We start from the raw sequence: 25,708 nt of genomic DNA on the forward strand, positions 1-25,708 counted from the left end.
ACATTGCTCTATAATCATGAACCAGTAATTTTTCATTTATCCTGAAATAAAGGCATTTCAGTATAAACATAATTTGTTTAAAATATCCGAATTTATCTATAAATACCCTAATTTTTAGAACAAAATGAAATCCATATATTCCATAAAGTTTCCGATTTTTCCTCTCTAATTTTTAGTTGCTTTTGTCTCTATATCACAGTCTCATATTTATCGGTAGTGTAAATCAAGAAACCCATTTTGCGGTTTCTATCCCACTGTATACTATAAAAAATTGTGCTTTTAATATAAAGTTTATTGCTATTTTCAGCACATTTTCTCATATTGAAAACGCAGTGACTTGCAAGCTATAGAAAAAGCATCTGCGCTTTTGGACAGGAAAGCGCAAAAAAGAGCCCGACACAAAAGCGCCGGGCTCTTTTATAACCTACTCTTTATTTTTCTGCTCTGTCGCTGTCTTTTGGCTCAGTCACCAACTCTTTAATAGAAGCGGCAAGGCCTGCAACTCCCTGCAGGTCGGACGGAATGATAATCTTGGTTGCCTTGCCGTCAGCTGCTTTCTGGAAAGCCTCCAGACTTTTCAGCGCGATAACACGGTCAGTCGGGTTCGCTTCATTCAGCATCTTCAAAGCATCTGCATAAGCATGCTGCACCTGGCGGACAGCCTCTGCCTGGCCCTGTGACTCACGAATCATTGCTTCTTTCTTTGCGTCTGCACGCAGAATTGTGCTCTCTTTTTCGCCCTCGGCGACAAGGATTGCACTCTGCTTTTGACCCTCAGCCTCCAAAATGCGGGCACGGCGCTCGCGCTCTGCCTTCATCTGCTTCTCCATGCTGTCCTGGATTTCTTTCGGTGGCAGAATGTTTTTCAGCTCTACGCGGTTGACCTTAATGCCCCAGGCATCGGTCGCCTCATCTAAAATGGTGCGAATCTTAGTGTTGATGAAGTCGCGGCTGGTAAGCGTATGGTCCAGTTCCAGGTCGCCGATAATGTTGCGCAAGGTCGTCGCGGAAAGATTTTCAATCGCAGAAAGCGGGCGCTCTACGCCATAAGCGTAAAGCTTTGGGTCGGTAATCTGAAAGTACACCACAGTATCGATCTGCATAGTAACATTGTCTTTGGTAATAACCGGCTGCGGTGGAAAATCTATAACCTGCTCTTTTAAAGAAACTTTTCTCGAAACTTTTTCGATAAATGGGATCTTAAAGTGCAGGCCGGTCCTCCAGTCGGCATGAAATGCACCCAGGCGTTCCACTACATAAGAGTGCGCCTGTGGTACGATTTTGATATTAGAAATTAAAATCCAAAGTAAAATAACAACAATTACAATTAAAGTGAGCGTTGCTGCGTTCATGATTATCGTCTCCTCTCAGGTTTTCAGCTTCGCCGAACGATTGCTTTTACGCCTTCAATACGCAGAACTGTAACATTAGCTCCTGCAGGAATATCACTGCCGTCTTCCGAGCGTGCAGTCCATACGCTACCCAGGACTTTGATGAGGCCGCGGTCAGCGCTGTTGCAGATTTCTTCCGTAACAACGCCTGTTTTGCCAATACAGCGGTCAGCATTGGTGTCTGTTTTCTGGAAGTGGGACATACGCTTGGCAAACGGCCGCGTGCACAGCAGCAGCACCGCAGAAACCACAATAAAAAGCGTAATCTGTACAGTGACATCTGCGCCGAAAAACGCCGCAACCGCTGCCACAATACCGCCAACCGCAAACCAGACACTGACCAACTGCACGGTAAGGCCCTCTACAACTGCCGCAACCACAACCACTGCCAGCCATACATACGGCATGGCCGTTGTCAGCTGCTCTCCCATACTTTCACCCCCCTGTTTGATTGCATAGTACCATACAATCTTATGCAATGCAACCAGAAAAGTCTGATGAATCGCAATGAAATTTGCATTTATGTTTTAAAAGTGGACCAAAAGCAGCAGCGTGCCGCCAGTGAGCAGAGCCAGCCCCACCGCCGCTTTGCGGCTGAGTTTTTCCTTTAAGAGAAGCCAAGAGAAAAAGACGGTTACCAAAATAGAAAGTTTATCAATCGGCGCAACCATGCTCGCTTTGCTTTCCTGCAGGGCACGGTAGTAGCACATCCATGACAAACCGGTTGCAAGGCCAGAAAGTGCCAAGAAAATCCAGCTTTTCTTATCAATCGAGGGAATGCCTTTCTGCAGCCCGCGGGCAAACACAATTCCCCAAGCCAGCGCCAGCACAACAACCGTGCGAATTGCTGTGCCAAGGTTGGACTCTACCCCCTGAATACCGACTTTGCCGAGAATCGCCGTCAGGCTTGCAAACACGGCCGAAAGCACTGCCCAGACAATCCAGCTTTTATTTTGGCCGGCAGCCGGGGCGACGCCCTCTTTTTTCTGTATCATCAGCATTGTTCCCGCAAGGATTAGAATCATACCCAGCAGCATATTTGCGGAAAATGGTTCCTGTAAAAACAAAAATGCAAGAATCATCGTCAGCACAGTGCTGGATTTATCTATCGGCGCAACTTTGTTGACATCGCCCAGCTGCAGTGCACGGAAATAGCAGATCCAGCTGGCGCCTGTCGCCAAACCGGAAAGGACAAGGAAAGTCCACGTATATGCCGACAAGCTGGATATCTGGCTGCCGGAACCTACGATTGCCACCATCAGCCACGCAAAAGCCAGCACCACAATGGTGCGCAGCGCCGTAGCCAAATGTGAGTTTACATTACGAATACCGATTTTTGCAAGCACCGCTGTGATGCCGGCGAAAAAAGCTGAACCAAAAGCATAAAGGATCCACATAACTTTCTCTTCTTTCTATAATCTTGCAAAAGAAATTTTCATAAAAAATGTCTCCGCTGCACAGAATGGCACGGGGACATTTAAATGTACATTATCTTTTGGTATGCGCTGCTCTGCCCGTATGCGTTGTTTTACCTGCATGGGCCGCAATTTCCTGAATACTCTGGCGCGCATTGCGCAGTTCAGAAAGATTCGCTGTCAGGGACTCATCTGCCCTGCCCATCAGCTCGTCCACATATTTTCCGCTTGCCCGGCGCATGTCACGGGTTTGTTTTTGTGCAACAGCGACCATCTCCGTCGCTATTTTCTGCGCCTGCCGCAACACTGTCTGCTGGCTGGTCATCACACGAGCACGTTCTTCCGCTTCCTGCACAGTCCTTTCAGCCTCTCTTTTGGCATCTCCAAGGATTTTAGAACGGTCGGCAACAATCGCGCAGGCCTGGCGCACTTCTCGCGGAATAGAGTCACGCAGTTCACCAAGCATCTGGTGCACTTCTGCTTCCTGCAAAACGACTTTTCCTCGGGCAAAGGGCAGGTGCCAGCCTTTTTCCAGCAGGCTTTCCAGTTCATCAATCAATTCCTCTGCGCTCACGGTATTTTCTTCACTCATCCTTGTTTCCTCCTGTATAGATGCGGTCCAAAATATCCGGCAGAATACACTGCGGCACACATTTTGATATATCGCCGCCAAACATGGCAATCTGTTTTACCACGCTGGAACTGAGGAACATGTTTTCCGCCTGTGTATTAAAAAAGATTGTTTCCAAGTTCGGGTTTAAGTTGCGGTTTGTCAAAGACATCTGGAACTCATACTCAAAGTCTGACAGGGCACGCAGACCGCGCACCACCGCCACTGCGTGCTTTTTACGGGCGTACTCGGCCAGCAGGCCGTGAAAGCTGTCTACCTCTACCTGTGGCAGGTCGGTGGTACAGCGGCGAATCATTTTTTCGCGCTCCTCTGCTGTAAAAGCGGTATGCTTCATCGGGTTGTCGAGCACTGCCACAATCACTTTATCAAACAGCTTGCAGGAGCGGTGAATAATATCCAAATGCCCCAGAGTCACCGGGTCAAAGCTGCCCGGGCAAATTGCAATGCGTTCATTTTTCATACTGACACGTCCTTATGCGTGAATGTAGTAACCATAATTTTGCCGTAGTGGTGCTGGCAGCACTGTACAAAGCCGCCGGCTTCCTGCGGCATTGTTTCATCTGACGGGTGCTCGCACAAAATCATGCCGCCCGGATTCATCAGCGCAGCACAAAGAGGCAGCGCCTGCTGCAGCAACCCAGTGCGGTACGGCGGGTCTAAAAAGCAAAGGTCATAGGGCAGCTCTCTGCGCTGCAGATACAGCAGGGTATCTGCCTGATGCACCTCTGCGCGGTCTGCCAAGCCCGTAGCGGCAAGGTTTTTTTGTATGACTTCTATGCTCTCACGGCTGCGGTCTACAAATACAGCGTGCGCTGCACCGCGGCTGAGTGCCTCTATACCCAGTTGACCAGAGCCCGCGAACGCATCCAATACGCGGCGGCCCTCCACCTGAAACTGAATAATACTGAAAATTGCCTCTTTTACACGCTCCGGAGTGGGGCGTGTTTCGGAGCCCTCCCGGGTAACAAGACGGCGGCCCCTGGCCGTGCCGGTAATTACGCGCATGGATTCCGAACTCCTTTCATCAAGATGGTTTTCGCCATGTTTTCTATTATCGCATTCCAAGGCGTTCCTGTCAACTTTAGAGGGGAAAAAGGTGAAAAATCAGACTTTTTGCCGCTCTATGATTCTTTTTTCTCATCTTGGAAAAATGCGTAAACTTTCTCAGCAGCGGGGCGGGTCATGTCTGGCGCACCTGCCAGCTCCTCAAGCGTCGCCTCGCGAATCGCAGTAATCGTACCGAAATGGTGCAGAAGTGCCTTTGCGCGTTTGTCGCCGATTCCCTCTATGCGGGTAAGCGAAGAGGCAAACGCATGCTTCTTCCTGCTTTGCCGGTGGTAGCCGATGGCCCAGCGGTGCACTTCATCTTGGATACTAGAAACCAGCGTAAAAGCTGCCCGATGAGAATTGATTGCAATTTCACCGCCGCCGCCAGTAATCGCGCGGGTGCGGTGGCTGTTGTCTTTGACCATGCCAAAAAGCGGAATTGTCAAACCGAAGTGCCGCAGCACCGGCTCTACCGCGCTGACCTGTCCTTTGCCGCCATCTAGCAGAATCAGGTCTGGCAGACGGCCAAAGCCCTCGTTTTCTTCTTTATGCACTTCGTATTCCTGAAAGCGGCGGGTCAGCACCTCATTCATAGAGGCGTAGTCGTCCTGCCCCTCTACCGTTTTAATTTTAAATTTCCGGTACGCCGACTTGAGCGGACGGCCATTTTCAAACACGACCATACCGGCCACGTTGTCCTGCCCGGCTAAGTTAGAAATATCATAGGACTCAATATAGGTGGGCGGCGCAGGAAGGCCCAGCAGGCGCCCTAATTCATCCAGTGCACTGGTCTCGCGGCCAGTGCGGCCGGTCGTCTGTGCTACCTGCTCAGCAGCGTTGCCGCGCACCATTTCCACCAGCTGTGCCTGCTCGCCCTTTTGCGGCACAGTAATATGCACAGCGCGGCCGGCCTTTTCTGTCAGCCAGCGTTCCAACAGGTCTGTACTTTCCGCAGGGCCGTCAAGCGTAACCCGCGGCGGAATGTGTTCACGTATCTGATAGTAGCGCTCGATAAACTCGTGCCGAGCATTCTCCGGGCTGCCAACTGAACCCATCGGGAAACTTTCGCGGTCGTAAAGGCGGGCTTCCTGAAAACGAAACACCTGAAAGCAGGCAGCTGCAGGGCCCTGCGCCAAGGCAATAACGTCCTGCTCTGGCACAGAGGCCGCAACCACTTTCTGCCTCGCCGCCATACGGCGAATCGCAAGCAGGCGGTCACGAATGCGCGCGGCGCGCTCAAACTGCAAGCTGTCGCTCGCCTCTTTCATTTTCTGTTCCAGCTGCTTTACTGAAGAAGCGCGGCCGCCTTGTACAAAATCGACTGCTTCCGCAACCAATTCGCGGTACTGCTGCTGTGTAATCTTGCCAAGGCAGGGTGCGCAGCACTGCTTGATATAGAAATTCAGACACGGGCGGCGCTTACCGATATCCTGCGGAAAGCGGCGGGTGCAGTCCGGCAGACGAAAGATTTTCAGTGCCTCGTCCACACTTTCTTTTGTGGCCCAGGAGCTGACATACGGACCAAGATAGGTGGCGCCATCGTCCAGTACCTGCTTTGCCTGCGACATGCGCGGCCATGCTTCATTGGTAATCTTTATATAATGATAGCCTTTGTCGTCCTTGAGCAGGATATTGTACTTTGGCTGGTGCTGCTTAATCAAGCTTGCCTCCAGCACCAGTGCCTCAAACTCGCTATCGGTCAAAATATACTCGAACCAATCGACATGGGCAACCATCTGGCGCACTTTTTCCTCGTGATTCTTTTCGCTGCCAAAATATTGGCTTACGCGGTTTTTCAGCGCCTTTGCCTTGCCGATATAGATAATCTGGCCGCTTTTGTCGTGCATCAGATAGACCCCGGGGTGCAGAGGCAGCTTCATCGCCCGGCTACGCAGTTCCCGGCGCTTTACTTCATCGATCATTTGGCCATCCCCTTTCCCGTATGATAGAAAAAAGCTGCCCCGCCACGGAAAACTCCATGCGCACGGGACAGCTACCTGTGACAGAATTATTCAGCAAAGCCGGATTTGACAAGATCAACCAGGCTGCTGACAGCCTCTTCTTCATCGGGACCGTCTGCAATAATGCGGATTGTGGTACCACCAACGATACCGAGGGACAAAACACCCAAAAGGCTCTTTGCGTTTACGCGGCGCTCTTCTTTCTCGACCCAGATAGAGGATTTGTACTCATTTGCTTTCTGAATGAAAAATGTAGCCGGGCGGGCATGCAATCCTACCTGATTCTGTACTAATACTTCTTTCACACACATGATTATTTAGCTCCTAACGATTAAAAATTTTCAGCCAAAATAAAATATACAAATTCTAAAAATACATGTACCATCCTGTCAAATGTATTATAGCACTTTTGAAAACGCGGTCAATCGCTGAGCCAAAAGTTTGGACTAATACCTAAGCATTACACCTTTGCACGCCAGATTCTTCGTGCATGTTGCCATGTTTGTTGAAAACTTTTAGGCTCTCTGCTACATAAAATGCTGTATCCGACAGTTTCTTTAAAAATTCTCTTTGGTTTTTCCAGTCTGCCATTCCTTCAGGAATTTTTTGTCTTCCTGCGTCAGGGGTGCCGTTTCCAGTAAATCCGGCCTTTTTTGTAAGGTGCGCAGCAGGCTTTGGTGATGACGCCAAAGGGCAATATTGGCATGGTGGCCGGTCATCAGCGGCGCGGGCACGCTTTTGCCGCGCCACACCTGCGGGCGGGTATACTGTGGGTACTCCAACAGGCCATTGTAATGGCTTTCTTCCTGAAAACATTCGTCGGAGGCAAGGACCCCGGGCTGCAGACGCGCCAAAGAATCGATCAGGCACAAAGCCGGCAGCTCACCGCCGGTCAGCACAAAGTCGCCAAGAGAGACTTCCTCGTCCACATAACTTTCCAGCACCCGCTCATCCACACCCTCGTAGTGCCCGCAAAGGATACAAATATTTTCGTAGTTGTTGAGTTCTTTCAGCAGTTTTTGGTTAAGCTGTCTGCCCTGGGGGCTCATAAACAGTATATGCGGTTTTTTCCCCAATGTCCGAATGAGGTCGTCAAAGCAGGCGGCAATCGGCTGCGCGAGCAGCAGCATTCCCTTGCCTCCGCCAAAGACCGTATCATCCACTGTGCTGTGTTTATCGTGGGCATAGCTGCGCAGCTGGTGCGGCACAATCTGCACTGCGCCGCGCTTGCGTCCACGCCCCACAATGCTCTCGGCCAACACTGCTTCACACATTTCGGGAAACAGGGTAATCAGGTCAATCCGCATCGAACATACCCTCCATCGGTACAATCTCCAGAACATTCTGTTCCAGGTCCACTTTTTTGACAACCTGCGCAATGGCAGGCATTAGTACCGTGCGGCCGGCGCTGTCCTTTACCTCGTAGACATCGTTTGCACCCGTTGTGTACACCTGTGTCAGCTTGCCGTAAACTTGTCCGTTTTGTGCGTCTCGCACTTCCATACCAATTAAATCTTCATGGAAGTAAGCGCCCGCCGGCAGCGCAGCATCTGCCCGGCGAAAACACAGCACGCGCCCACGCAGGGTATCGCCCTGTTCCACCGTTGTAATCCCCTGCAGCTTGACCAACAGCAGGCTTTTGTGCACGCGGGAAGCGAGAATTTTTACCGGAGTCTTGTCCGTTTGCCAATATAAAGTATCGAACTGCTGCAGAAACGCCGCCGAGTCACACCACGGCTCTAAGCGAAGCTCACCGCTCACACCGTGGGTGCCGACAATGCGGCCGGCCTCCAGATACTCTGTTTTCATCTGTATCCTCCATATTCTGTGATTCCGCTGCGCAAAGAAAAAGACTGCCGCAAGCAGCGCCTGCGGCAGATTTTTTGCAGCTAATCAGTCAATTTCGACAGAAACTTTTGTATCCTGCCGTGTAGCGGCTGCACGCATGACCACGCGAATTGCTTTTGCAATGCGCCCCTGCTTGCCAATAACGCGGCCCATATCCGCCTCTGCTACATGCAGATGATAGGTGACGGTACCGTCTGGTGCAGGTTCATCCACGGTCACCTGAACCGCCGTGGGGTCTTGTACAAGTCCCTGTGCAATCGCGGTCAGAAGCTCTTCCATGGAAAGGCCCTCCTTTTTTACAGTACGCCGTTCTGCTTCAGCAGACGCTTGACGGTATCTGTCGGCTGTGCGCCGTTCTTAATCCAAGTCTGCACCTTATCGGGGTCAACTTTCACCTCGGCCGGCTCTTTGAGCGGATCGTAGCTGCCGATTTCCTCAATGAAACGGCCATCGCGGGGATAGCGGGAATCTGCAACAACAATGCGGTAAAACGGTTTCTTCTTTGCGCCCATGCGGCGCAGACGAATCTTGACTGCCATAAATTTGTACCTCCAAAATTACATATCTTTCGTATTAAAATGCTATAATCAGGAAGACGCAGCTGCTGCGCCGCGGGCTTCCAAGAATTATCTGAATTAAAACGGCATTCCACCGGGCATGCCGGGCATTCCCGGCATATTCATGGGTGGCATCCGCCGGCGGCGGCCCTTCCCATTTTTGCCCTTCATCTGCTTCATCATTTTCTGCATCTGCTCCATAGAGCGCAGCAGCTTGTTGACATCTTCCACACGCATGCCGCTGCCGGCGGCTATGCGGCGCTTGCGGGAAGGATTGATCAGGGATGGTTTCTCGCGCTCCTGCGGTGTCATGGAAAGGATGATTGCTTTTTCCCGGTCAAGGATATGGTCATCCAGCTGAGAGTCGCTGAGTTTGCGGGTATCCATGCCGATTTTCTCCAGCACACCGCGGATAGGCCCCATTTTTTTAACCTGCTCTAGTTGAGACAGCAGGTCGTTGAAATCCAGCTTGCTCTCCAGCATGCGCTTTGCAGCCTTTTCGGCCTGCTTTTTGTCCAGGCTGCTCTCCGCGTCTTCAATCAGCGTCAGCACATCGCCCATGCCAAGGATACGGGAAGCCATGCGGTCTGGGTGGAAGACCTCAATGTCATCCAGTTTTTCGCCGGTGCCGGCGAACTTAATCGGTTTGCCGGTGACAGCTTTGACGGAAAGGGCCGCACCGCCGCGGGTATCGCCGTCGAGTTTGGTGAGAATCACGCCGGTGATATCCAGCTTTTCATCAAAAGATTTTGCAACATTGACAGCTTCCTGGCCGGTCATACTGTCAACAACCAGCAGAATTTCCTGCGGCTGTACGGCTTCTTTGATATTTTTCAGCTCATCCATCAGCTTGTCGTCAATCTGCAGACGGCCAGCGGTATCAATCAGCACGACATCATTGCCATAGTCTTTTGCGTGGTGCACCGCGTCCCTGCTGATTTTAATCGGGTCGCCCTGTCCTTCTTCAAAGACAGGGACACCGGCCTGTGCACCGACAATTTGCAGCTGCTTAACCGCTGCAGGGCGGTAAACATCACATGCCGCAAGCATGGGGCGGTGCCCCTGCTTTTTGAGCAGCCGGCCGAGTTTCGCCGCATGGGTGGTCTTGCCGGCGCCCTGCAGACCGCACAGCAGCACAATGCACGGACCAGAAGAGGGAAACTTCAGCCTTGCCTCGCCGCCGCCCATCAGCTGGGTAAGTTCTTCGTTTACAATTTTTACGACCATCTGGCCCGGGGTCAGGCTTTCCATGACCTCGCTGCCGACAGCACGCTCGCTCACCTTTTTGGTGAATTCTTTTGCAACTTTGTAATTGACATCGGCTTCAAGTAAAGCAAGGCGCACTTCGCGCATGGCGGTCTTTACATCATCTTCGGTAAGTTTTCCCTTGCTTTTCAGCCGCTTAAATGCGGCAGAAAGCTTATCGGAAAGGCTCTCAAATGCCATCTAGCGCTCCTCCTTTTATTCTGCCGACTCCAGTTTATCCAGTACTTTCAGCAGGTTTTCAATCTGCTCTGTAATGGAACGGTCGTAAACAAAGCGGCTGTTGTAGTCGCGGACATGCTCCGCATACTGGCGCACACGCGCGTAGGCGGCCATGCGCTCCCGTGACTTTTTCAGCAGGCCAAGGTCTTTTTCCATATCCCGCAGCTGCGCCTCGCCGCGCTTAATCGCATCGCGCACGCCCTGGCGGGTAATTCCCTCATTTTGGGCAATTTCTGACAAAGACAGGTCGTCGTTGTAGTAGCAGGCCACAACTTTGCGCTGCTTTTCTGTCAGCACAGAGCCGTAATAATCCAGTAAAAGAGAAATTTCCAAATCTTTTGCCAAATCCCGCGCCCCCGTTTCCTGTAAAGTATTTTGCTTTACAAGCAGGTTAGATTATACCGCATTTTCGGTGCTTTGTCAAGCGCCGCTTTTCACACAGCTGTCACTTGTATATCCTTTACAATTCACAGCAATTTTTTTATAATAATATAATTGTTTTATAGAATGTCCGAAGTTAAACACGCATTCGTCATTTGGAGGAATTCCTATTGAAAAAGGTTATTATTATTGGTGCTGGCCCGGCTGGTCTTACCGCGGCGCACGAGCTGCTTTCGCGCGCCGGAAATGATTTTTCGGTGACTGTTTTAGAGGAAAGCGATGCAGTGGGCGGCATCTCCCGCACCGTGCGCTGGCACGGCAACCGCATGGATATTGGCGGCCACCGCTTTTTTTCCAAAGAGGAAAAGGTCAACCGCTGGTGGGCAGAGCGTCTACCCGCACAGGGTGCGCCCGCCTACGACGACAAGATTTTGGGCCGGCCCTGCAGCCTGACTGAGGGCGGCCCGGACCCCGAAAAAGAGGACCGCGTGATGTTGACACGGCAGCGGGTGTCGCGCATCTATTACAACCGCCGCTTTTTCGATTACCCTATCTCGATGAAGCCACAGACTTTCCGCAACCTGGGTTTTGCCACCACAGCAAAAGCCGGCTGCAGCTACCTTGCTGCGCGTATGCACAAACTGCCGGAAGACAGCCTGGAAAATTTCTATATCAATCGTTTTGGTAAAACCCTTTACAGTATGTTCTTTGAGGGCTACACCGAGAAGGTCTGGGGGCGCCCGCCGTGCAAGATTTCTGCCGACTGGGGATCGCAGCGGGTGAAGGGACTTTCGGTTTCCGCTGTGCTGAAAGATATGCTGCAGCGCGCAACCGGAAAACAGAACGCCGAAACGGAAACCTCCTTGATTGAGCAGTTTCAGTACCCCAAATACGGCCCGGGTCAGCTGTGGGAAGAAACTGCTGCCGAAGTAGAAAAAATGGGCGGCAGGCTGTACAAAAACTGCCGCGTTGCCGGCATTCACAAGGAAGACCGCCGCATCACAGCGCTGACCGTGCAGACACCGGAGGGTACAAAGGAAATAGCCGGCGATGTTTTTCTCTCCTCTATGCCCATTAAGGATCTCATTGCCGGTATGGAGCAGGTGCCGCCGGAAATTGCAAAGCTTGCCGCCGGCCTACCCTACCGTGACTTTGTGACCGTGGGACTGCTGGTAAAAAAGCTGAACCTTAAAAATGAAACAAACATCAAGACGCTCGGCAGCCTGGTACCGGACTGCTGGATTTATATACAGGATACCGGCGTAAAACTGGGTCGGCTGCAGATTTTCAACAACTGGTCTCCCTATATGGTGGAAAAACCGGATGACACCGTGTGGATTGGTCTGGAATACTTCTGTACGGAAGGCGATGCTTTCTGGAACATGACCGAAGAACAGTGTGCCGTTTATGCGGCCGGCGAACTGCTGCGCATGGGCATTCTCTCCAGTGCAGATGATATTTTGGATTCCCACCGCGAGCGGGTAAAGAAAGCCTACCCCGCTTATTTTGATACCTACGTGCAGATAGACCAAATCATTGCGTACCTCAATCAATACCCAAATCTTTACTGCATTGGCCGCAATGGACAGCACCGCTACAACAACATGGATCACTCTATGATGACGGCATTTGAAGCCGCCGACAATATTATCGCCGGCAGAGAGGACAAGTCAAATGTCTGGAATGTCAATACCGACAACGATTACCAGGAAGAAAAGCAAAGCGGACCCAAAGCGTAAGGAGAGCTCTCATGTGTAGACAAAACAGAACTGCAGCAATTTTTTCGCACCCCTATCTGCTGCTGGCACTTGGCTGCCTGCTGGTTTTTCTGGCCTTTCCCTCTGGGAAAGCAGATGGCACTTTTTCTGCAGGCAGTGTTTTGCTGCTGGCCTGCTGCGCAGCAGCGGGCGGTGGACTGTTTTTCTTTTCGGCAGAGCCTGCAAACAGCGGCTTTTCGTGTACACAGCGCGTGGCCGGTGCAGCCCTGAGCGCCGGAATTCTCTGCTGTGTCAGTCTGCTTACATTACAGACCTCTTACCCACTGCCCACGCTTGCCCTGCTATGGCTGGTTGTTTTGACTTTATCTGGTATCCGTTTATACGTCTCACACAGACTGACCGCCCGAAATGTCTGTATTCTTTTGGGAATCGGAGCTTTTCTGCTGCGGGCACTTTACATTCTATATACTGCATACAATATACGGCAGCACGATGTTTTTGATATCAGCAGCAATGAGGGCCACCAGGCCTATATTCTGTATTTTGCAGAACACAATTTTCAGCTGCCGAATTTCAGCCCGACTTCTGTTTGGGAATTCTACCACCCGCCGCTGCACTATTTTCTCAGCGCCCTGTGGGTAAAGCTGCAAACGCTGCTTGGTTTTGGCACAGCCGCTGCCATAGAAAATGTACAGCTGCTAACGCTTTTTTATTCCTGTGCCACAGTAATCCTCGGCTATCGCATTTTGCGGGCGCTGCATTTTGACGGCCCGGCACTGGCGCTGCCCTTTGCAATTTTATGCTTCCACCCAACTTTGATTCTGCTTTCCGGCAGCATCAACAACGATATGCTGTGCATCACCCTGTCTTTCGCTGCTATTCTGTATGCCATTCGATGGTACCAAAACGCTTCGGTTAAAAACATTCTGCTTTTAGGGGCTTTCCTCGGCCTTGCCATGATGGCCAAAAGCTCGGGGGCGCTAGTCGCACCCGCTGTGGCAGTTCTGTTCTTAATAAAGCTCATCAAAAGCAAAGGAAAGCGCGGCAAACTATGGGGACAGTTTGGCCTGTTTTTGCTGGTGTGCGCGCCGCTTGGACTGTGGTGGACTGTATACAGCAAACTGCGCTTTGGCGTTTCGCCCGGCTCCATTTCCAGCTTAACGCCCGACAACCCGCAGTACCTCGGCGCTTACAGCACCCTGCAGCGCTTCTTCGGGATTGACTGGCAGCACCTCTCTATTTTTGAAAACTGGGGCTGGTCAAATAAAGCTTTTGAGTACAATCTCTTTACAACAATTTGGAAAAGCTCGGTCTTCGATGAATTCACATTCTTTACCAGTGGAAGCGGACTTGCCTTTGCAAATCTTCTTTTCTGGGGAAACATTCTGCTGTCGCTGGCCGCCCTTGTCTGCATGATTTATACCGCGGTTTCAGCGGCAAAGGGATCCTCACCGCTGCAAAGCGGCACCGTTTCTTACCGTTCTGCTGTCCTGTTTTTTGCCGTCTTGTACCTCACATATCTGATTTTTTACATTTGGTTCTGCTTCTCGCAGCCCTATGCCTGCACCCAAAGTTTCCGCTACATCTTTCCTACTGTGCTGGCAGGCGCTGTCGGCATGGGTACTGTGCTGCGCCCCGGCTGCAGACCAGCTGCTGAAGCCCGTTCACTCACTTTTGCCCTTTCCCTGCTTGTCACGCTTTTCTGTGTAGGCAGTGCCGGCACTTACCTGCTGCTGGGCACCGTACAATAGGATTACAAAAGGCCCGCCAGGGAAGATTTCTCCCCGGCAGGCCAGTCAAACTGAATTTTTTGTTTTCGGAAAGCGGCATGATGAAAATTGTGCCGCTTCTTTTTTAATACAGCAGCAGGATTTTGCTCTTTATATTATATTGCTCTGTGCTTTTTTAGATTTCCACGGCCGATTTTTGCCGTTCCATCCTTTTTCCTCCCAATACGAATAGTCCGGCTCCATTTTCAGAGAATGCCTGTGGGCAGACCTAACGGCAGTAAACCAAAACCGCGCTTTCAGATTTGGACTGGAGGGTTCACAATTTCTGCGAATCTTTGCTGCCAAAGAATCTGTTTTGCGGTGAATCTTCTGTAAAATCTTTTCCGGAATGTTGTCAGGGCTTGCCGCCTGCACTCCAAAGCCCAAACTGTAAATTTTCGGTACACCCCAAAACAGCAGACTGTCATACATATCTTTGCAGGTATCCTTCATACCGCCGCCCGCAGCAGTAGAGATGCAGACCCCCTGCTTGTGAAACATACATTCCTTTGGTCGGTGCACCATCCACTGCGTCCCGAAGTGGTCAAGAAAATTCATCATCTGCCCCGTAGCGTGAAACACATATACCGGGCTCGCTAAAATGATGAGGTCCGCTCGGTCCATTGCTTCTGACAGCGGGCGCAGTTTTTCGTAATGCGGACAGTGCGTCAGGTCCGTCTTGAAACAGGTCCAGCAGCCAATGCAGGGCTCATCAAAATCTTTCGGCAGAAAGAATTCTGTAATCTCCCCGCCCACTTTTTCTGCAAGTTCATGGGCAACCATACGCGTATTTCCCTTGTGGTTCTGCCCGTTGATAATCACAATATTCAAATTTTTCCTCCTGATGCACGCAGATATGCGGCGGTAGTTTTTATACCCGGCCGAAGCCGCCGAGTGCAGGCCGTTTTTGCGAGCTTTCTGGTTATATCATTTTTTTACCCGATGCAGGCGCTTTTGCCGGTTCTTTTCTTTCCGCGCCATTCGCTCCGGAAGGATTACTTGCCTTTGATAGGCCTTTGTCTCGTCTGCGGCGACCCCGCTGAGTGCCAGCAGACTGAGAAGATTTGGTAAAGCCATCAGCGCATTCATAATATCCGAAAGATTCCAAACAGTCTTCATGGCAACCGTTGCCCCAACCAAAGACATCAGCGCAAACAGCGACCGATACAGACAGGAAAAGGTCGGCTTTTTCACCAGAAACTCCAGTGCCTTTTCACCGATATATTCCCAGCCCAAAATCGTGGAAAATGCAAAGAGCGCCAGCCCAATCGTCACAATCCACGCACCGGCCTGACCAAGCGAACTTTCAAAAGCCACAATCGTCAGTTGGGCGCCGTCCAGTAAAGCACCGTCGGGGCCTTTCATTCCCAGCACCCCGGAACAGGCAATGACAAGCCCCGTAACAGAGCAGATAACAATCGTGTCGAAAAAAGTGCCAGTCATGCTGATATATCCCTGGCGGGAAGGGTGGTCTGCTGTCGCCGCACACGCGGTAATCGCTGCAGAGCCAAGCCCCGCTTCATTGGAAAAAACGCCGCGCGCACAGCCGGCCCGCATAGCGCTCATCATGGTGACAACCAAAGTGCCGCCGGCGCCGCCGGCCACGGCATGCGTGCTGAAAGCCATTTTGAAAATTTGGGCAAGGCCCGCCGGCAGATTCTGCAAGCGGCCAAAAATGCAGGCAAGAGAACCGCCTATGTAAAAGACAGCCATGGCTGGCACCAGCACAGTAGAAACTTTTGAGATGGACTGAATACCGCCGACCAAAATGATAAAAGCAAGCAGCATAATCACCATGCCAGTTATCCATGCAGGCACATGAAAAACACTTTGTACCGCAGATGAAATAGAATTAGCCTGTGTCAGGTCCCCAATGCCAAAAGAAGCAAGCACGGTAAACAGCGCAAACAGGGTTGCCAGCAGCATACCCGCCTTTTTGCTGCGAAAGCCGTTTTTCATAGTAAACATCGGCCCGCCACACATCTCGCCTTTTTGGTTACGCTCCCGAAAGCGTACTGCCAGCGTGCATTCTGTATATTTTGTTGCAAGACCAAACCACGCTGAAATCCACATCCAAACCAGTGCGCCCGGGCCGCCCATGACCATTGCTGTTGCGACACCGGCGATGTTTCCTGTACCAATCGTAGAGGCCAAGGTTGTCATCAGCGCCGAAAAAGGAGAAATGTCCCCGCTGCCGCGGCCTTTTTTATGGGAGTCCCGTCCAAAAACAGAACGAAGTGCATACCCCAAGTTGCACCACGGCAGAAAATGCAGGCGGAGCGTCAGGAAAACACCTGTGCCCACCAGCAGTGTAACCATGACCGACCCCCAGACTGCGCCATCGATTCTTTCCAACACTTCTGAAAAAGTACTCATTGATATGTTTTTCATCTGCTTTCTATCGATATGCCTGTACAATTCACCACAGGCATATCATTTAGTATATCAAAAAAATAAAAAGCTGTAAATGCAGCCTATTTTACTTCCGGCAAAACCTGCGGCGGCTCGGTACTGCCGGCAGTAAGGCAGGCCCTTTGTGCACCAATCGTCGCCAGCGTATCGCCCAGCTGACTAAAAAGGGTGGCTGCAGCCGCCAATTCTTCGTTGCTCAGCTGCTTTGACAAAGCCGCGGCTGCAGCCGATATAAAAACAGCAAATTCCTCTGCCTGCATACCGTTTTCACCCCCCGTTTTTCAGTATATGCACAGGGAGGTGCAAATTCTACCGAAAAGGCAGTCTGGAATTGTATCGCGGCAGGTGCTGTGTTATAATCATTTATGTTTACGAATTGCATTGTATTACACAAAGGAGTTTTTCCGAAATGAGAAAAAAGATTGCAGCCATTCTGTTTTCCCTGCTTCTCTGCATTGGCACAGTCGGCCTGCTTCCGGCAGCGGCAGCAGGCGGCTCCTCTGCAGGCACTGCCTCTTCCGGTAAAGTTGTAGAGCTGAAAGATTTAAACCTGAAACTGACAGTGCCGGCCGGCTTTTACAGCTTTACGCAGGACGTAACCCCCTCTGATGCAGATCTGAAAAAGGCGGGCATTACCAACTGGTACGAAACAAAAAGCAATATGCAGAAGCAAAGCACCTCCCTTTTAATCAGTGCCCCGGGCGGCGCGTATACAATTTTGATACACAAAAAAGATTCCAGTGATACACAAAAGTACTACAACATGAAAACCATGTCGAACACCGATATCCAAAAGTTGATGGACAGCTTCAGCAAGCCGCAGTCCTCTGTCACCGGAAATGATACAGCCAAGGGTACCTGCAAGCGCTATACCAGCCCCTCTGGCATGCCGTTTATTTATGTACAGCTGCAGGGTACACAGAACAGCACCAGCATACAGGACGCTGCTTACTTTACCATTGTCAACGGCAGCAGCTATACAGTTGAAACGTACCAGGAAACGGATCCGCTCACCAGCGCACAGACCGCTACCCTGAAAACCGTTGCCGACAGTATACAGATTACCAAAACACTGCCAAAATCCAGCCAGTCAACCAACACCACGGCTCTTTCGATTCTCATTCTGCTGTCCCCTGTTCTGCTGATTCTTCTGATTGTGCTTGTCGTATACCTTGTCAGCCGTATTCGCCGCAAACATGAGGCAAAGCGCAAGGCAGTACTGCTGCAGCGCATTACTGAGTACCGCGAAAAGCAGGACAAGCTGCAGGAGGAGGCCCGTATCCAGGGCATTCCGCCGGCAGAGCCGGAAGTACTGGTAGAAAATACGACTAAATGCGTAAAAAAAGCGCTGAAGCGTTTTAGCTGGGTTGACCTGCTGCTGAATCGAAAGAGCACTTGGGTTACCCTGTTTATCACCGCGGTGCTGTGCATTTTTATCGCTATTTTCGATTCTTCTGTGCCGGTGCGCGTGATTGCCATTGTTGCCGCGGTGCTGTGCGTTGTCTATGTACTGCGCATCCCGCACAAAGTATTTGTAACAGAAGATGGCTCTTACCGCAAAATGAAAACCCGCCAGGTACACTATCAGTTCCGGGAAGAGGATTTTCACGTGACGGGCGTCTCCTCCGGAATTTACCCTTATGTGCAGATTGCCCGCGTCTGCGAAACCGACCGCTATTTTTACCTTTACCTTGGTGCAAACCATGTGTATCTGGTAAATAAGCATGACTTTACAAAGGGAACTACAGAAGATCTGCAGGCAATTTTGGTAAAGCAGTGCCCGGGGTATAAGCCTCGCAAAAAATAATCCGCACAGATGAAAGGCCTTTCCCCAGCGGGAAAGGCCTTTTGTTTCTGCTCTGGCGCCAAAGACAGTGGTGGTAGGAAAAGAGGTGTTGTTTATTTGACCGAATCGGAACTCTATAAAGCGCTTGGAAAATCAACGAAAGACAAAACGAAGTGGGAGACTTCGATTGATTCTGTCGGCTCGCTGCTTTCTGCCCCTTCTGTAAAAATTAAAGCAAAGGTCCTTTGGCTGACCGGCGAAATGGGTCTGGCGTACCCACAGAATATTTCTGTATATTAAAGGTACATGCGGCCGCAGCAGTGAAAGCAGCTGAAAAGGCTCTTTCTCTTCTGTAAAACAAAAGGCGGGCAGGTTTTCCCTGCCCGCCTTTTCTGCGAAACATAAAGCTTCTGTCCGCAATATTCTTCTGAGAAGCTTTCTAAACAAAAAGCGGCAGCTGCCACAAATAACAGTTGCTGCTTTTATCATAAACTCTCTCTTAGGCAAAATCCATTAAAGGACTGCCAGTACAATAAAGTTCAGAATGAACAAGATTGCGGAAACCAGCAGAATCGGATGGATTTCTTTGAACTTTCCTTTTACAATCTTGACAATGCAGTAGAAGATAAAGCCTGCCGCAATGCCGTAGGAAATGCTGTAAGCCAGTGCCATAAAGATACCTGCGCCGAATGCAGGAATGGCTTCTTCCAGGTCAGGCCAGTTGACTTCTTTAAAGGAGCTCATCATCATAACGCCGACGATAATCAGAGCCGGTGCCGTTGCTGCGGCCGGAATGCAGCCTGCAACCGGAGCCAGGATCGTGCAGAGCAGGAACATAATCGCGGTGGTCAGGCTGGTCAAGCCGGTGCGGCCGCCTGCGCCGATACCGGAAGCGCTCTCTACAAACGTGGTGGTGTTGGAAGTACCGAAAATAGCACCAATCGAAGTTGCAATGGAGTCCGCAAACAGAGCACGGTCCATTTTGGAGTTAAAACCCTTTCCGTTTTCCAGCGCTGCTTCGTCTTCTTCGCTGAAGATGCCGGTACGGCGGCCGGTGCCGATGAAGGTGCCGATTGTATCAAACGTATCGGAAAGGCTGAATGCAAAGATCGTCATAATCACCAGCAAAAACTTGCTTGGGTCATTGAAAAGCGATCCCATTCCCTGCTGGCTGAAAGCTGCGCCAAAGGTTGTACCCAGCTTGGAAAATGATGTGCCCAAAGAGCTAATGGTGATGGAAGCGCCCGAAAAGTCGGTGACACCAAACGGAATGCCGATAACTGTTGTCGCAACAATGCCAATCAAGATAGCGCCCTTGACATTGAGCATCAGCAAAACAACAATCAAAATAATGCCAAACAGCGCAACCAAAACCGAGGGCTGGTTAAAGGTGGCAATGGACGGAACCACGCCGCCGTTGGAAGCGACTGAGGTAATGCCGCTGTAGGTTGCCGCGGCGCTGTAAGCTTTTCCGTTAATCGAAGTCATAGAAGAAGAATCTGTCGAAAACTGAATCAGATTCGCGTTTTTCAGGCCGATATAGGCGACAAAAATGCCAATGCCGCCGCTGATAGCATTCTGTATGCTTCTGGGTATGGATTTGATAATCATCTTGCGAAATTTTGTAACGGTAATGGTGATGTTGATTAAGCCGCAGATAAACACCATTGCCAGCGCCTGCTGCCAGGTGAAGTGCAGGGACATGCAGACCGTGTAGGTAAAAAAGGCATTTAAGCCCATGCCCGGTGCCTGCGCATACGGCACATTTGCAAACAGTGCCATAACCAGGGTGCCAATTGCCGCCGCAATAATTGTGGCAAGAAACACTGCCTGGCTGTCCATACCGGTTTTACTAAGCACCTGCGGGTTGACAAACAAAATGTACGACATGGTAAAGAATGTTGTCAAGCCAGCCATGATTTCCGTATGGACGTTTGTACCATTCCCTTTCAGGTCAAAGAAATCTCCCTTGGGATGGTACGGCTTTTTCTTGGTTTCCTCCATCTTTCTACCTCCATAACAAAAATTACCCGACAAACATGCTGCCGGGTGTGATTCTGTTCTAAGAAAACAGTATATCTGAAAAAAGGGCAGAAAGCAAGATGCTATTTACACAAAATTATAATTTTTGAAACAGATTATTCATATTATTTCCATTTTACTGTGCAATCTACCCTGATCTGTCTGGCAAAATGCGCATTTTCAGCAAATGCGCGGCAGACCCTCTCCGCGCAGCGGCGACAGCACCCGCCGCCCGCCGATGGCTGTCTGCAGCGTGACGCCGCTGCCGGCACAGACCGTGCCGATGACTGCGGCGTTTTCCCCATAAGGTACCGCTTTTACAGTTGCCAGTGCGTGTGCAGTATCTGCCTGCGGCACCGCAATCAGAAGTTTGCCCTCATTTCCCATCGTCAGTGGGTCAAGCCCCAAAATACCGCACAGGGCGTGCACACCCTCGGAAACAGGCAGTGCGCTTTCCTCTATTGCGAGTGCACAACCAGAGGCTTTCGCCAATTCACAGGCGACCGTTGCCAGCCCGCCGCGGGTAATGTCGCGCATTGTGTGCACAGAGACGCCTGCAGAAAAGAGTGCTTCTGTCATAGCATTCAGCGGCGCGCAGTCACTTTTTAAGCTTGTCTGCAGGCCCATGCGCGACGACAGAATCACCGCGTGGTGCTCGCCCAGTGTACCGGAAAGGATCAGCTGGTCACCGGGGCACAGGTTGGCCGCCGAAACACAGCGGCCCTGCGGGCGAATCCCTGCTCCGGCAGTATTGATGTACATACCGCCGTTTCCCTCTATTACTTTGGTATCGCCCGCAACAATAGAAACGCCGGCCTCTTTTGCGGTTGCCGCCATAGAGGCAACCATGCGCTCCAGTGTATCAGTCTCGAGGCCCTCCTCCAAAATAAAGCCGGCTGTCAAATATTTTGGCACAGCCCCCATGCAGGAAAGGTCATTTACCGTACCACAAACCGCCAGCCGCCCGATGTTCCCGCCTGAAAACTCCAGTGGCTGCACCACAAAGCTGTCTGTCGTCAACACCAATTCACCCGCCGGGCGGGGCAGCACCGCGCCGTCTTCCATTTTATCAAGCACCGCATTGTGAAAATGGCGTGCAAAAATGCTGTCAATCAAGCCTGCAGTATCTGCCCCGCCCGCTCCATGGCGCAGTTCAATTTTCATAAAGAATCTCCTCTTTCCAGGTAAGTAATGCGGCAGCTGCCCTCGGACGACACCATACAGGCGCCGACCGGGTGCTCTGGCAGACAAGCCTTGCCAAAAAGCGGACACTGCTGCGGGGTAAGCGCACCGGTCAGCACTTTTCCACAGCAGCAGCCCTCTGGTGCACGGTCATCATAAAGTGCCCCGCTGCCGGCATCCAGTGCAGCATACTTTCCGCGCAGATATAAACCAGATCCCGCCAGTACACCGAGCCCCCGCCAGCACGCAGGTCCAGTCTCAAACACCCGCGCAACGACGGCTTTTGCCTTTGAGTTGCCGTCCCGGCGTACATAGGCAGGGTATTCATTCCAGACACCGCTGTGCCGTTCTCCCGCTTCCCGCAGCAGCCGGCACAGCGCCCGCAAAAGCAGCTCTGGCGTAAAGCCGCCTACGACCATTGGCTTTTTCCACTTGTCTGCCAAAGGGCGAAAGGACTCGCTGCCTGACACCACCGCGACATGTCCGGGACACAAGAAGCCATCAATATCGCCTGTTTCACACAAAGCGTCCATAGCAAGGGGCATGGTTTTTAAAGCCGTCAGCAAGCGGACATTCTGTATGCCCTGCTGTAAAATAGTCTCTGCCAGCACCGCCCATACCGGCGCAGTGGTTTCAAAACCAACGGCAGCCAAAACAAAGCAAGTCTTTGGTTCTTTGGCCGCTATTTTCAGCGCCTGCTCCGGCGCATAAAAAAAGCCAACCCGCCCGCCGCGTGCCCGCGCGCCGGCCAGAGAAAGCTTGCTGCCCGGCACCGCCAGCATATCCCCAAAGGAAAGCACACAGACCCCCGGCGTCAGAGAAAGCTCTGTCAGACGGTCAATATAGGCTGTAGGCGTGACGCACACCGGGCACCCAGGACCGGAAAGCATAGCCACCTGTGCAGGCAGCATTCCCCTCAGCCCTGAGCGGTAAAGAACAGAGGTATGCGTTCCACAGACCTCCATCAGGCGCAGCGGCCTGCCCCGGTAATGGGTCAGATACGCTGCCATTTGCTCATTTTTCATCTGCTGCCTCGCGTACCTCTGCAAAAAGGTCCGTCAAAGACTCGGCTTCCTCTTTGCCCATGGTTTGCAGCGCCATGCCCGCATGCACCAGCACATATTCACCGACTTTAACATCGACCAAAGAGACATTGACATCTGTCAGCGAACCGGAAAAGTCTACCTTTGCGCGGCCGCCGTCTATTGAAAGCACCCTGCCCGGAAAAGCAACGCACATGTTCTGTCATCCTTTCAGTAATCCATAATAAGCCTGACCCAGACTGATGCCGCCGTCGCCCGGCGGCACCTGCCGATTTACATAGACGGCAAAGCCACGCTTTGCCAGGACTTCTTCACAGCCCTCCAGCAGAATGCGGTTGGCAAAGACGCCGCCTGTCAAAGCAATTTGTTTCACGCCGCACTGCTGCGCCATGCGCACGGTCATGCGGACAACCGCCTGATGAAATCCCAATGCGGCAGCCCCCGCATTTTCCTTTTCCGCCAAAAGCACCGGGAAGAGCGGCGCCGGATCAAAGATTCCGTTTTGCTCGGCAAAGTCCATGGGTACCGGCGTTTCCCCGCGCGCGGAGGCTGCCGCGGCGGCATTTTCACAGGTCATTGCGCAGCGCCCCTGATGCGTATTTTCCTGACACAGGCCAAGCACAGCCGCAGCTGCATCGAAAAGCCGCCCCATACTGGAATTGTGTATAACGTTGATGTTTGCACGCAGTGCAGCACAAACCACCGGGAAGCGGCTGTCACCGCTGGTAAGGCCCGCGTGTGCCAAGTGGCATATAGCCGATTTCCACCCCTGCCGCATAGAGCCATCGCCGCCAAGCATCGGGATTTCAGCCAAATGGCCGACCCGCGTGCATTCTAGGCCTTTGCACAGTAAAAATTCGCCACCCCAAACTGCGCCGTTTGTCCCATAGCCGGTGCCGTCAAAACAAACTGCCAGCACCTCGCCGGAAAGGTGGTTTTCTACCATGACCGACAGCGCATGCGCGTGGTGATGCTGCACCTGCAAAACCGGCAGCCCATATGTTTTGGCAAGTGCTGTTGTAAAATAGAGCGGGTGCAGGTCACACACAACTTTCTGCGGACGAATTTGCAGCAAACCGGAAAGGTCCTTGACTGTATCCCGAAAAAGCTGCTGCGAAGAAAGCTCTGATAAATCCCCCGGTACAGCAACTGGGCAGAGCCGCCCACTGCCAGCAAAGCACATGGCTGGCTCCATCTGTGCACCCAGCGCCAGCACGTCGCCCAAAGGAGCGTCTGTCACGACCGGTTCCGGCATGTACCCGCGGGTGCGGCGCAGCAGCTGCGGGCTTCCACCGATGATACGGGTAACCGCATCATCAGCAGGACGCAGAATCTGCCGCTGGTTGTAAAATACGCCTGCGATTTTCGTATGTTCCTGATAATACGCAGATAAATCGCTGTCGCGGTATAGAATGGGCTCCCCAGAACGATTGCAGCTGGTCACAATCAGCGGCAGTTTTTCCGCCAAGAGCGCATACAGTCCCACTGCAGGTAAAAAAATGCCGAGGCTTCCACTGGGGTCAGCTGTCTCTCTGCAGACAGCTTTTTCCCAGCCGGGCGCACGCCGCAGCAGCACAATCGGCCGTGCGGCAGACTCCAGCAGAGCGCGCTCTTGCGAGCTGATTCTGCAGATAGACGCGGCTTCGGAAAAGGACGCTGCCAGCACTGCAAAAGGCTTTGTCGGGCGGTTCTTTAATGTGCGCAACGCCGTTACAGCAGCCGTGCTGTCTGCACGACACACTAAATTATAGCCGCCCACGGCCTTGACCGCAATGATTTTTCCTTCCTGCAGCAGGGCGCGTGCCTGCTGCAGCGCCTCTTCTTTTTCAAAGCGCCGCTCGCTCCCCCGCACTGTACCCAGCAGCTGCGGGCCGCAGCTATGACAGGAAAGGGTCTCGCCATGACAGCGGCGGTCCTGCACATCGGCGTACTGCTTTTTACACAGGGAACACATAGGAAAAACATCCATAGCCGTGCGTTCCCGGTCATAGGGCAGCGACCGAATAATCGTGTAGCGCGGCCCGCACTGTGCGCAGGAAATAAACGGATACCGCCGGCGCGCGTTGCCGCGCTCCCACAGCTCTTTGAGGCATGCAGGACAAATACCGATATCGGCGGGCAAAAAGCTCACCTCAGATTTGTGGTAGCTCTCTGCCGCTGTAAAAGCGGAAAACCGCCGGGGAACGCTTTCACCGGCGGTAATATGGTCAATACGAATGGGCGGCGGGCACTGACGCAACGCTTCAAGGAACTGCCCTAGCTGAGAAGCGTCGGCATTGCACAGAATTTCTGCTTCTCCGCCGGCATTGCAAACCTCGCCCGAAAGCCCGAGCTGGTGCGCAATGCGGCAGACTGCCGGCCTGAAACCGACCCCCTGCACACGTCCTGTCACCCGCAGGCAGTAGGTCGTCATTTGCCGGACCTTTCTTTAAGCCACTTGGCCGCCTCGTCATACCCCTCGCCGGTCTTGCCACAGACTTTAAATACAGGAACATTGGGGTTTAAATGCCGCACGCCTTTCATAAAGAATTCTTCATCAAAGTCGAGATATGGCAGCAGGTCTGTTTTGCTCAGCAAAATGACATTGGCCTTTTCAAAAGCCAGCGGATATTTATACGGCTTGTCACTGCCGTCTGCTGTAGAAACCTGCAGCAGCTTAATATCCTCGCCGATTGAAAACTCAGCCGGGCACACTAAGTTGCCTACATTTTCGACAAACAGGATTCCCTGCTCGTCAAAGGTCATGGCATGCACAGCATTGTGCAGCAGCGGTGCATCCAGGTGGCAGGCGCCAAAAGTATTGATCTGGCTTGCGTTGATGCCCTCTTTGCGCAGACGCTCTGTGTCGATATCCGATTCAATATCGCCCTCTACAACATAGCACCTGACCCCCAAGCGCTTAATCAGCTGCTCCAGAGTTGTGGTCTTGCCGGCGCCGGGCGCGCCCATTACATTGACCGTATAGATACCTTTTTCAGAAAGGTATCCGTTTACATGGTCGGCGATATGATCATTTTCGGCATAAATATCTGTCATAACGTCTTTTTTAACCATATGCAT

At 51.9% G+C, this 25,708-nt stretch carries 27 protein-coding genes; 4 read left to right on the top strand and 23 right to left on the bottom strand.

What is annotated here, in order from left to right:
* Nucleotides 1-431 precede the first annotated feature (431 nt).
* From LKE53_07330 to LKE53_07395, 14 genes are all read right to left on the bottom strand, one after another.
* Nucleotides 432-1,352 carry an SPFH/Band 7/PHB domain protein gene (locus LKE53_07330; protein MCH3972553.1) on the bottom strand — a complete coding sequence of 307 codons (921 nt, stop codon included), beginning with the start codon at nucleotides 1,350-1,352 and terminating at the stop codon, nucleotides 432-434.
* 23 nt (nucleotides 1,353-1,375) lie between these two features.
* On the bottom strand, nucleotides 1,376-1,822 hold the full coding sequence (locus LKE53_07335) for an NfeD family protein (GenBank protein ID MCH3972554.1): 447 nt from the start codon (nucleotides 1,820-1,822) through the stop codon (nucleotides 1,376-1,378).
* Between the two features lie 96 nt (nucleotides 1,823-1,918).
* Nucleotides 1,919-2,788: an EamA family transporter gene (locus tag LKE53_07340; protein ID MCH3972555.1), complete on the bottom strand. Its 870-nt coding sequence runs from the start codon at nucleotides 2,786-2,788 to the stop codon at nucleotides 1,919-1,921.
* A 91-nt stretch (nucleotides 2,789-2,879) separates the two neighbouring features.
* Complete coding sequence (locus tag LKE53_07345) at nucleotides 2,880-3,398, bottom strand: ATPase (GenBank protein MCH3972556.1); 519 nt, start codon at nucleotides 3,396-3,398, stop codon at nucleotides 2,880-2,882.
* Nucleotides 3,391-3,897, bottom strand: coding sequence for a pantetheine-phosphate adenylyltransferase (gene coaD, locus LKE53_07350; GenBank protein MCH3972557.1), 507 nt, complete (start codon nucleotides 3,895-3,897; stop codon nucleotides 3,391-3,393). The genes LKE53_07345 and coaD overlap by 8 nt, the downstream gene beginning before the upstream one ends.
* Nucleotides 3,894-4,442 carry a 16S rRNA (guanine(966)-N(2))-methyltransferase RsmD gene (rsmD, locus tag LKE53_07355; GenBank protein MCH3972558.1) on the bottom strand — a complete coding sequence of 183 codons (549 nt, stop codon included), beginning with the start codon at nucleotides 4,440-4,442 and terminating at the stop codon, nucleotides 3,894-3,896. The genes coaD and rsmD overlap by 4 nt, the downstream gene beginning before the upstream one ends.
* A gap of 116 nt (nucleotides 4,443-4,558) precedes the next feature.
* Nucleotides 4,559-6,406: an excinuclease ABC subunit UvrC gene (gene uvrC / locus LKE53_07360; protein MCH3972559.1), complete on the bottom strand. Its 1,848-nt coding sequence runs from the start codon at nucleotides 6,404-6,406 to the stop codon at nucleotides 4,559-4,561.
* Nucleotides 6,407-6,492: 86 nt separating this feature from the next.
* A complete protein-coding gene (locus tag LKE53_07365; GenBank protein MCH3972560.1) occupies nucleotides 6,493-6,756 on the bottom strand; it encodes an HPr family phosphocarrier protein in 264 nt (87 codons plus the stop codon).
* Between the two features lie 246 nt (nucleotides 6,757-7,002).
* Nucleotides 7,003-7,752 (bottom strand): tRNA (guanosine(37)-N1)-methyltransferase TrmD, encoded by a 750-nt coding sequence (gene trmD / locus LKE53_07370; GenBank protein ID MCH3972561.1) that lies wholly within the window; start codon nucleotides 7,750-7,752, stop codon nucleotides 7,003-7,005.
* Nucleotides 7,742-8,254: a ribosome maturation factor RimM gene (rimM, locus tag LKE53_07375; protein ID MCH3972562.1), complete on the bottom strand. Its 513-nt coding sequence runs from the start codon at nucleotides 8,252-8,254 to the stop codon at nucleotides 7,742-7,744. Before rimM ends, trmD begins: the two co-directional genes overlap by 11 nt.
* 84 nt (nucleotides 8,255-8,338) lie before the next feature.
* Nucleotides 8,339-8,572: a KH domain-containing protein gene (locus tag LKE53_07380; GenBank protein MCH3972563.1), complete on the bottom strand. Its 234-nt coding sequence runs from the start codon at nucleotides 8,570-8,572 to the stop codon at nucleotides 8,339-8,341.
* 17 nt (nucleotides 8,573-8,589) lie between these two features.
* Nucleotides 8,590-8,832 (bottom strand): 30S ribosomal protein S16, encoded by a 243-nt coding sequence (gene rpsP / locus LKE53_07385; protein ID MCH3972564.1) that lies wholly within the window; start codon nucleotides 8,830-8,832, stop codon nucleotides 8,590-8,592.
* Nucleotides 8,833-8,928: 96 nt separating this feature from the next.
* Nucleotides 8,929-10,296 carry a signal recognition particle protein gene (gene ffh, locus LKE53_07390; protein MCH3972565.1) on the bottom strand — a complete coding sequence of 456 codons (1,368 nt, stop codon included), beginning with the start codon at nucleotides 10,294-10,296 and terminating at the stop codon, nucleotides 8,929-8,931.
* 15 nt (nucleotides 10,297-10,311) lie between these two features.
* On the bottom strand, nucleotides 10,312-10,680 hold the full coding sequence (locus LKE53_07395) for a DNA-binding protein (protein ID MCH3972566.1): 369 nt from the start codon (nucleotides 10,678-10,680) through the stop codon (nucleotides 10,312-10,314).
* Between the two features lie 206 nt (nucleotides 10,681-10,886).
* Here LKE53_07395 and LKE53_07400 point away from each other — a divergent pair, with 206 nt between their 5' ends.
* Nucleotides 10,887-12,455 carry an NAD(P)/FAD-dependent oxidoreductase gene (locus tag LKE53_07400; protein MCH3972567.1) on the top strand — a complete coding sequence of 523 codons (1,569 nt, stop codon included), beginning with the start codon at nucleotides 10,887-10,889 and terminating at the stop codon, nucleotides 12,453-12,455.
* An 11-nt stretch (nucleotides 12,456-12,466) separates the two neighbouring features.
* The gene (locus LKE53_07405; GenBank protein ID MCH3972568.1) at nucleotides 12,467-14,185 is read left to right on the top strand and encodes a glycosyltransferase family 39 protein; all 1,719 of its coding nucleotides are present in this window, start codon (nucleotides 12,467-12,469) and stop codon (nucleotides 14,183-14,185) included.
* Between the two features lie 129 nt (nucleotides 14,186-14,314).
* On the opposite strand, the gene LKE53_07410 is transcribed toward LKE53_07405, so the two are convergent.
* The 3 genes from LKE53_07410 to LKE53_07420 form a co-directional block, all read right to left on the bottom strand.
* A complete protein-coding gene (locus LKE53_07410; GenBank protein MCH3972569.1) occupies nucleotides 14,315-15,034 on the bottom strand; it encodes an NAD(P)H-dependent oxidoreductase in 720 nt (239 codons plus the stop codon).
* A 96-nt stretch (nucleotides 15,035-15,130) separates the two neighbouring features.
* Nucleotides 15,131-16,579 carry a sodium:alanine symporter family protein gene (locus LKE53_07415; GenBank protein MCH3972570.1) on the bottom strand — a complete coding sequence of 483 codons (1,449 nt, stop codon included), beginning with the start codon at nucleotides 16,577-16,579 and terminating at the stop codon, nucleotides 15,131-15,133.
* 98 nt (nucleotides 16,580-16,677) lie between these two features.
* On the bottom strand, nucleotides 16,678-16,875 hold the full coding sequence (locus tag LKE53_07420; protein ID MCH3972571.1) for a hypothetical protein: 198 nt from the start codon (nucleotides 16,873-16,875) through the stop codon (nucleotides 16,678-16,680).
* Between the two features lie 149 nt (nucleotides 16,876-17,024).
* Here LKE53_07420 and LKE53_07425 point away from each other — a divergent pair, with 149 nt between their 5' ends.
* Both LKE53_07425 and LKE53_07430 read left to right on the top strand, forming a co-directional pair.
* A complete protein-coding gene (locus LKE53_07425) occupies nucleotides 17,025-18,422 on the top strand; it encodes a YcxB family protein (GenBank protein ID MCH3972572.1) in 1,398 nt (465 codons plus the stop codon).
* 96 nt (nucleotides 18,423-18,518) lie between these two features.
* Entirely contained in the window at nucleotides 18,519-18,701 is a 183-nt protein-coding gene (locus tag LKE53_07430; protein MCH3972573.1) for a hypothetical protein, read from the top strand.
* A 213-nt stretch (nucleotides 18,702-18,914) separates the two neighbouring features.
* Here the strand turns inward: LKE53_07430 and LKE53_07435 are convergent, their stop codons facing one another.
* From LKE53_07435 to hypB, 6 genes are all read right to left on the bottom strand, one after another.
* Nucleotides 18,915-20,405, bottom strand: a complete 1,491-nt coding sequence (locus LKE53_07435) for an NCS2 family permease (GenBank protein MCH3972574.1) — start codon at nucleotides 20,403-20,405, stop codon at nucleotides 18,915-18,917.
* A 198-nt stretch (nucleotides 20,406-20,603) separates the two neighbouring features.
* Nucleotides 20,604-21,587, bottom strand: a complete 984-nt coding sequence (gene hypE, locus LKE53_07440) for a hydrogenase expression/formation protein HypE (GenBank protein MCH3972575.1) — start codon at nucleotides 21,585-21,587, stop codon at nucleotides 20,604-20,606.
* Nucleotides 21,584-22,630 (bottom strand): hydrogenase formation protein HypD, encoded by a 1,047-nt coding sequence (hypD, locus tag LKE53_07445; protein MCH3972576.1) that lies wholly within the window; start codon nucleotides 22,628-22,630, stop codon nucleotides 21,584-21,586. The genes hypE and hypD overlap by 4 nt, the downstream gene beginning before the upstream one ends.
* The gene (locus tag LKE53_07450; protein MCH3972577.1) at nucleotides 22,620-22,844 is read right to left on the bottom strand and encodes a HypC/HybG/HupF family hydrogenase formation chaperone; all 225 of its coding nucleotides are present in this window, start codon (nucleotides 22,842-22,844) and stop codon (nucleotides 22,620-22,622) included. The genes hypD and LKE53_07450 overlap by 11 nt, the downstream gene beginning before the upstream one ends.
* Before the next feature lie 6 nt (nucleotides 22,845-22,850).
* Nucleotides 22,851-25,061 carry a carbamoyltransferase HypF gene (gene hypF, locus LKE53_07455; protein ID MCH3972578.1) on the bottom strand — a complete coding sequence of 737 codons (2,211 nt, stop codon included), beginning with the start codon at nucleotides 25,059-25,061 and terminating at the stop codon, nucleotides 22,851-22,853.
* A complete protein-coding gene (gene hypB, locus LKE53_07460; GenBank protein ID MCH3972579.1) occupies nucleotides 25,058-25,708 on the bottom strand; it encodes a hydrogenase nickel incorporation protein HypB in 651 nt (216 codons plus the stop codon). The genes hypF and hypB overlap by 4 nt, the downstream gene beginning before the upstream one ends.

The sequence above is a fragment of the Oscillospiraceae bacterium genome (genome assembly GCA_022483045.1).
Lineage (GTDB): Bacteria > Bacillota > Clostridia > Oscillospirales > Acutalibacteraceae > Caproicibacterium.

Coding starts and splice junctions, on each gene's coding strand:
- LKE53_07330 (MCH3972553.1), bottom strand. CDS start 1,352: ATGAACGCAGCAACGCTCACTTTAATTGTAATTGTTGTTATTTTACTT.
- LKE53_07335 (MCH3972554.1), bottom strand. CDS start 1,822: ATGGGAGAGCAGCTGACAACGGCCATGCCGTATGTATGGCTGGCAGTG.
- LKE53_07340 (MCH3972555.1), bottom strand. CDS start 2,788: ATGTGGATCCTTTATGCTTTTGGTTCAGCTTTTTTCGCCGGCATCACA.
- LKE53_07345 (MCH3972556.1), bottom strand. CDS start 3,398: ATGAGTGAAGAAAATACCGTGAGCGCAGAGGAATTGATTGATGAACTG.
- coaD (MCH3972557.1), bottom strand. CDS start 3,897: ATGAAAAATGAACGCATTGCAATTTGCCCGGGCAGCTTTGACCCGGTG.
- rsmD (MCH3972558.1), bottom strand. CDS start 4,442: ATGCGCGTAATTACCGGCACGGCCAGGGGCCGCCGTCTTGTTACCCGG.
- uvrC (MCH3972559.1), bottom strand. CDS start 6,406: ATGATCGATGAAGTAAAGCGCCGGGAACTGCGTAGCCGGGCGATGAAG.
- LKE53_07365 (MCH3972560.1), bottom strand. CDS start 6,756: ATGTGTGTGAAAGAAGTATTAGTACAGAATCAGGTAGGATTGCATGCC.
- trmD (MCH3972561.1), bottom strand. CDS start 7,752: ATGCGGATTGACCTGATTACCCTGTTTCCCGAAATGTGTGAAGCAGTG.
- rimM (MCH3972562.1), bottom strand. CDS start 8,254: ATGAAAACAGAGTATCTGGAGGCCGGCCGCATTGTCGGCACCCACGGT.
- LKE53_07380 (MCH3972563.1), bottom strand. CDS start 8,572: ATGGAAGAGCTTCTGACCGCGATTGCACAGGGACTTGTACAAGACCCC.
- rpsP (MCH3972564.1), bottom strand. CDS start 8,832: ATGGCAGTCAAGATTCGTCTGCGCCGCATGGGCGCAAAGAAGAAACCG.
- ffh (MCH3972565.1), bottom strand. CDS start 10,296: ATGGCATTTGAGAGCCTTTCCGATAAGCTTTCTGCCGCATTTAAGCGG.
- LKE53_07405 (MCH3972568.1), top strand. CDS start 12,467: ATGTGTAGACAAAACAGAACTGCAGCAATTTTTTCGCACCCCTATCTG.
- LKE53_07415 (MCH3972570.1), bottom strand. CDS start 16,579: ATGAGTACTTTTTCAGAAGTGTTGGAAAGAATCGATGGCGCAGTCTGG.
- LKE53_07420 (MCH3972571.1), bottom strand. CDS start 16,875: ATGCAGGCAGAGGAATTTGCTGTTTTTATATCGGCTGCAGCCGCGGCT.
- LKE53_07425 (MCH3972572.1), top strand. CDS start 17,025: ATGAGAAAAAAGATTGCAGCCATTCTGTTTTCCCTGCTTCTCTGCATT.
- LKE53_07435 (MCH3972574.1), bottom strand. CDS start 20,405: ATGGAGGAAACCAAGAAAAAGCCGTACCATCCCAAGGGAGATTTCTTT.
- hypE (MCH3972575.1), bottom strand. CDS start 21,587: ATGAAAATTGAACTGCGCCATGGAGCGGGCGGGGCAGATACTGCAGGC.
- hypD (MCH3972576.1), bottom strand. CDS start 22,630: ATGAAAAATGAGCAAATGGCAGCGTATCTGACCCATTACCGGGGCAGG.
- LKE53_07450 (MCH3972577.1), bottom strand. CDS start 22,844: ATGTGCGTTGCTTTTCCGGGCAGGGTGCTTTCAATAGACGGCGGCCGC.
- hypF (MCH3972578.1), bottom strand. CDS start 25,061: ATGACGACCTACTGCCTGCGGGTGACAGGACGTGTGCAGGGGGTCGGT.
- hypB (MCH3972579.1), bottom strand. CDS start 25,708: ATGCATATGGTTAAAAAAGACGTTATGACAGATATTTATGCCGAAAAT.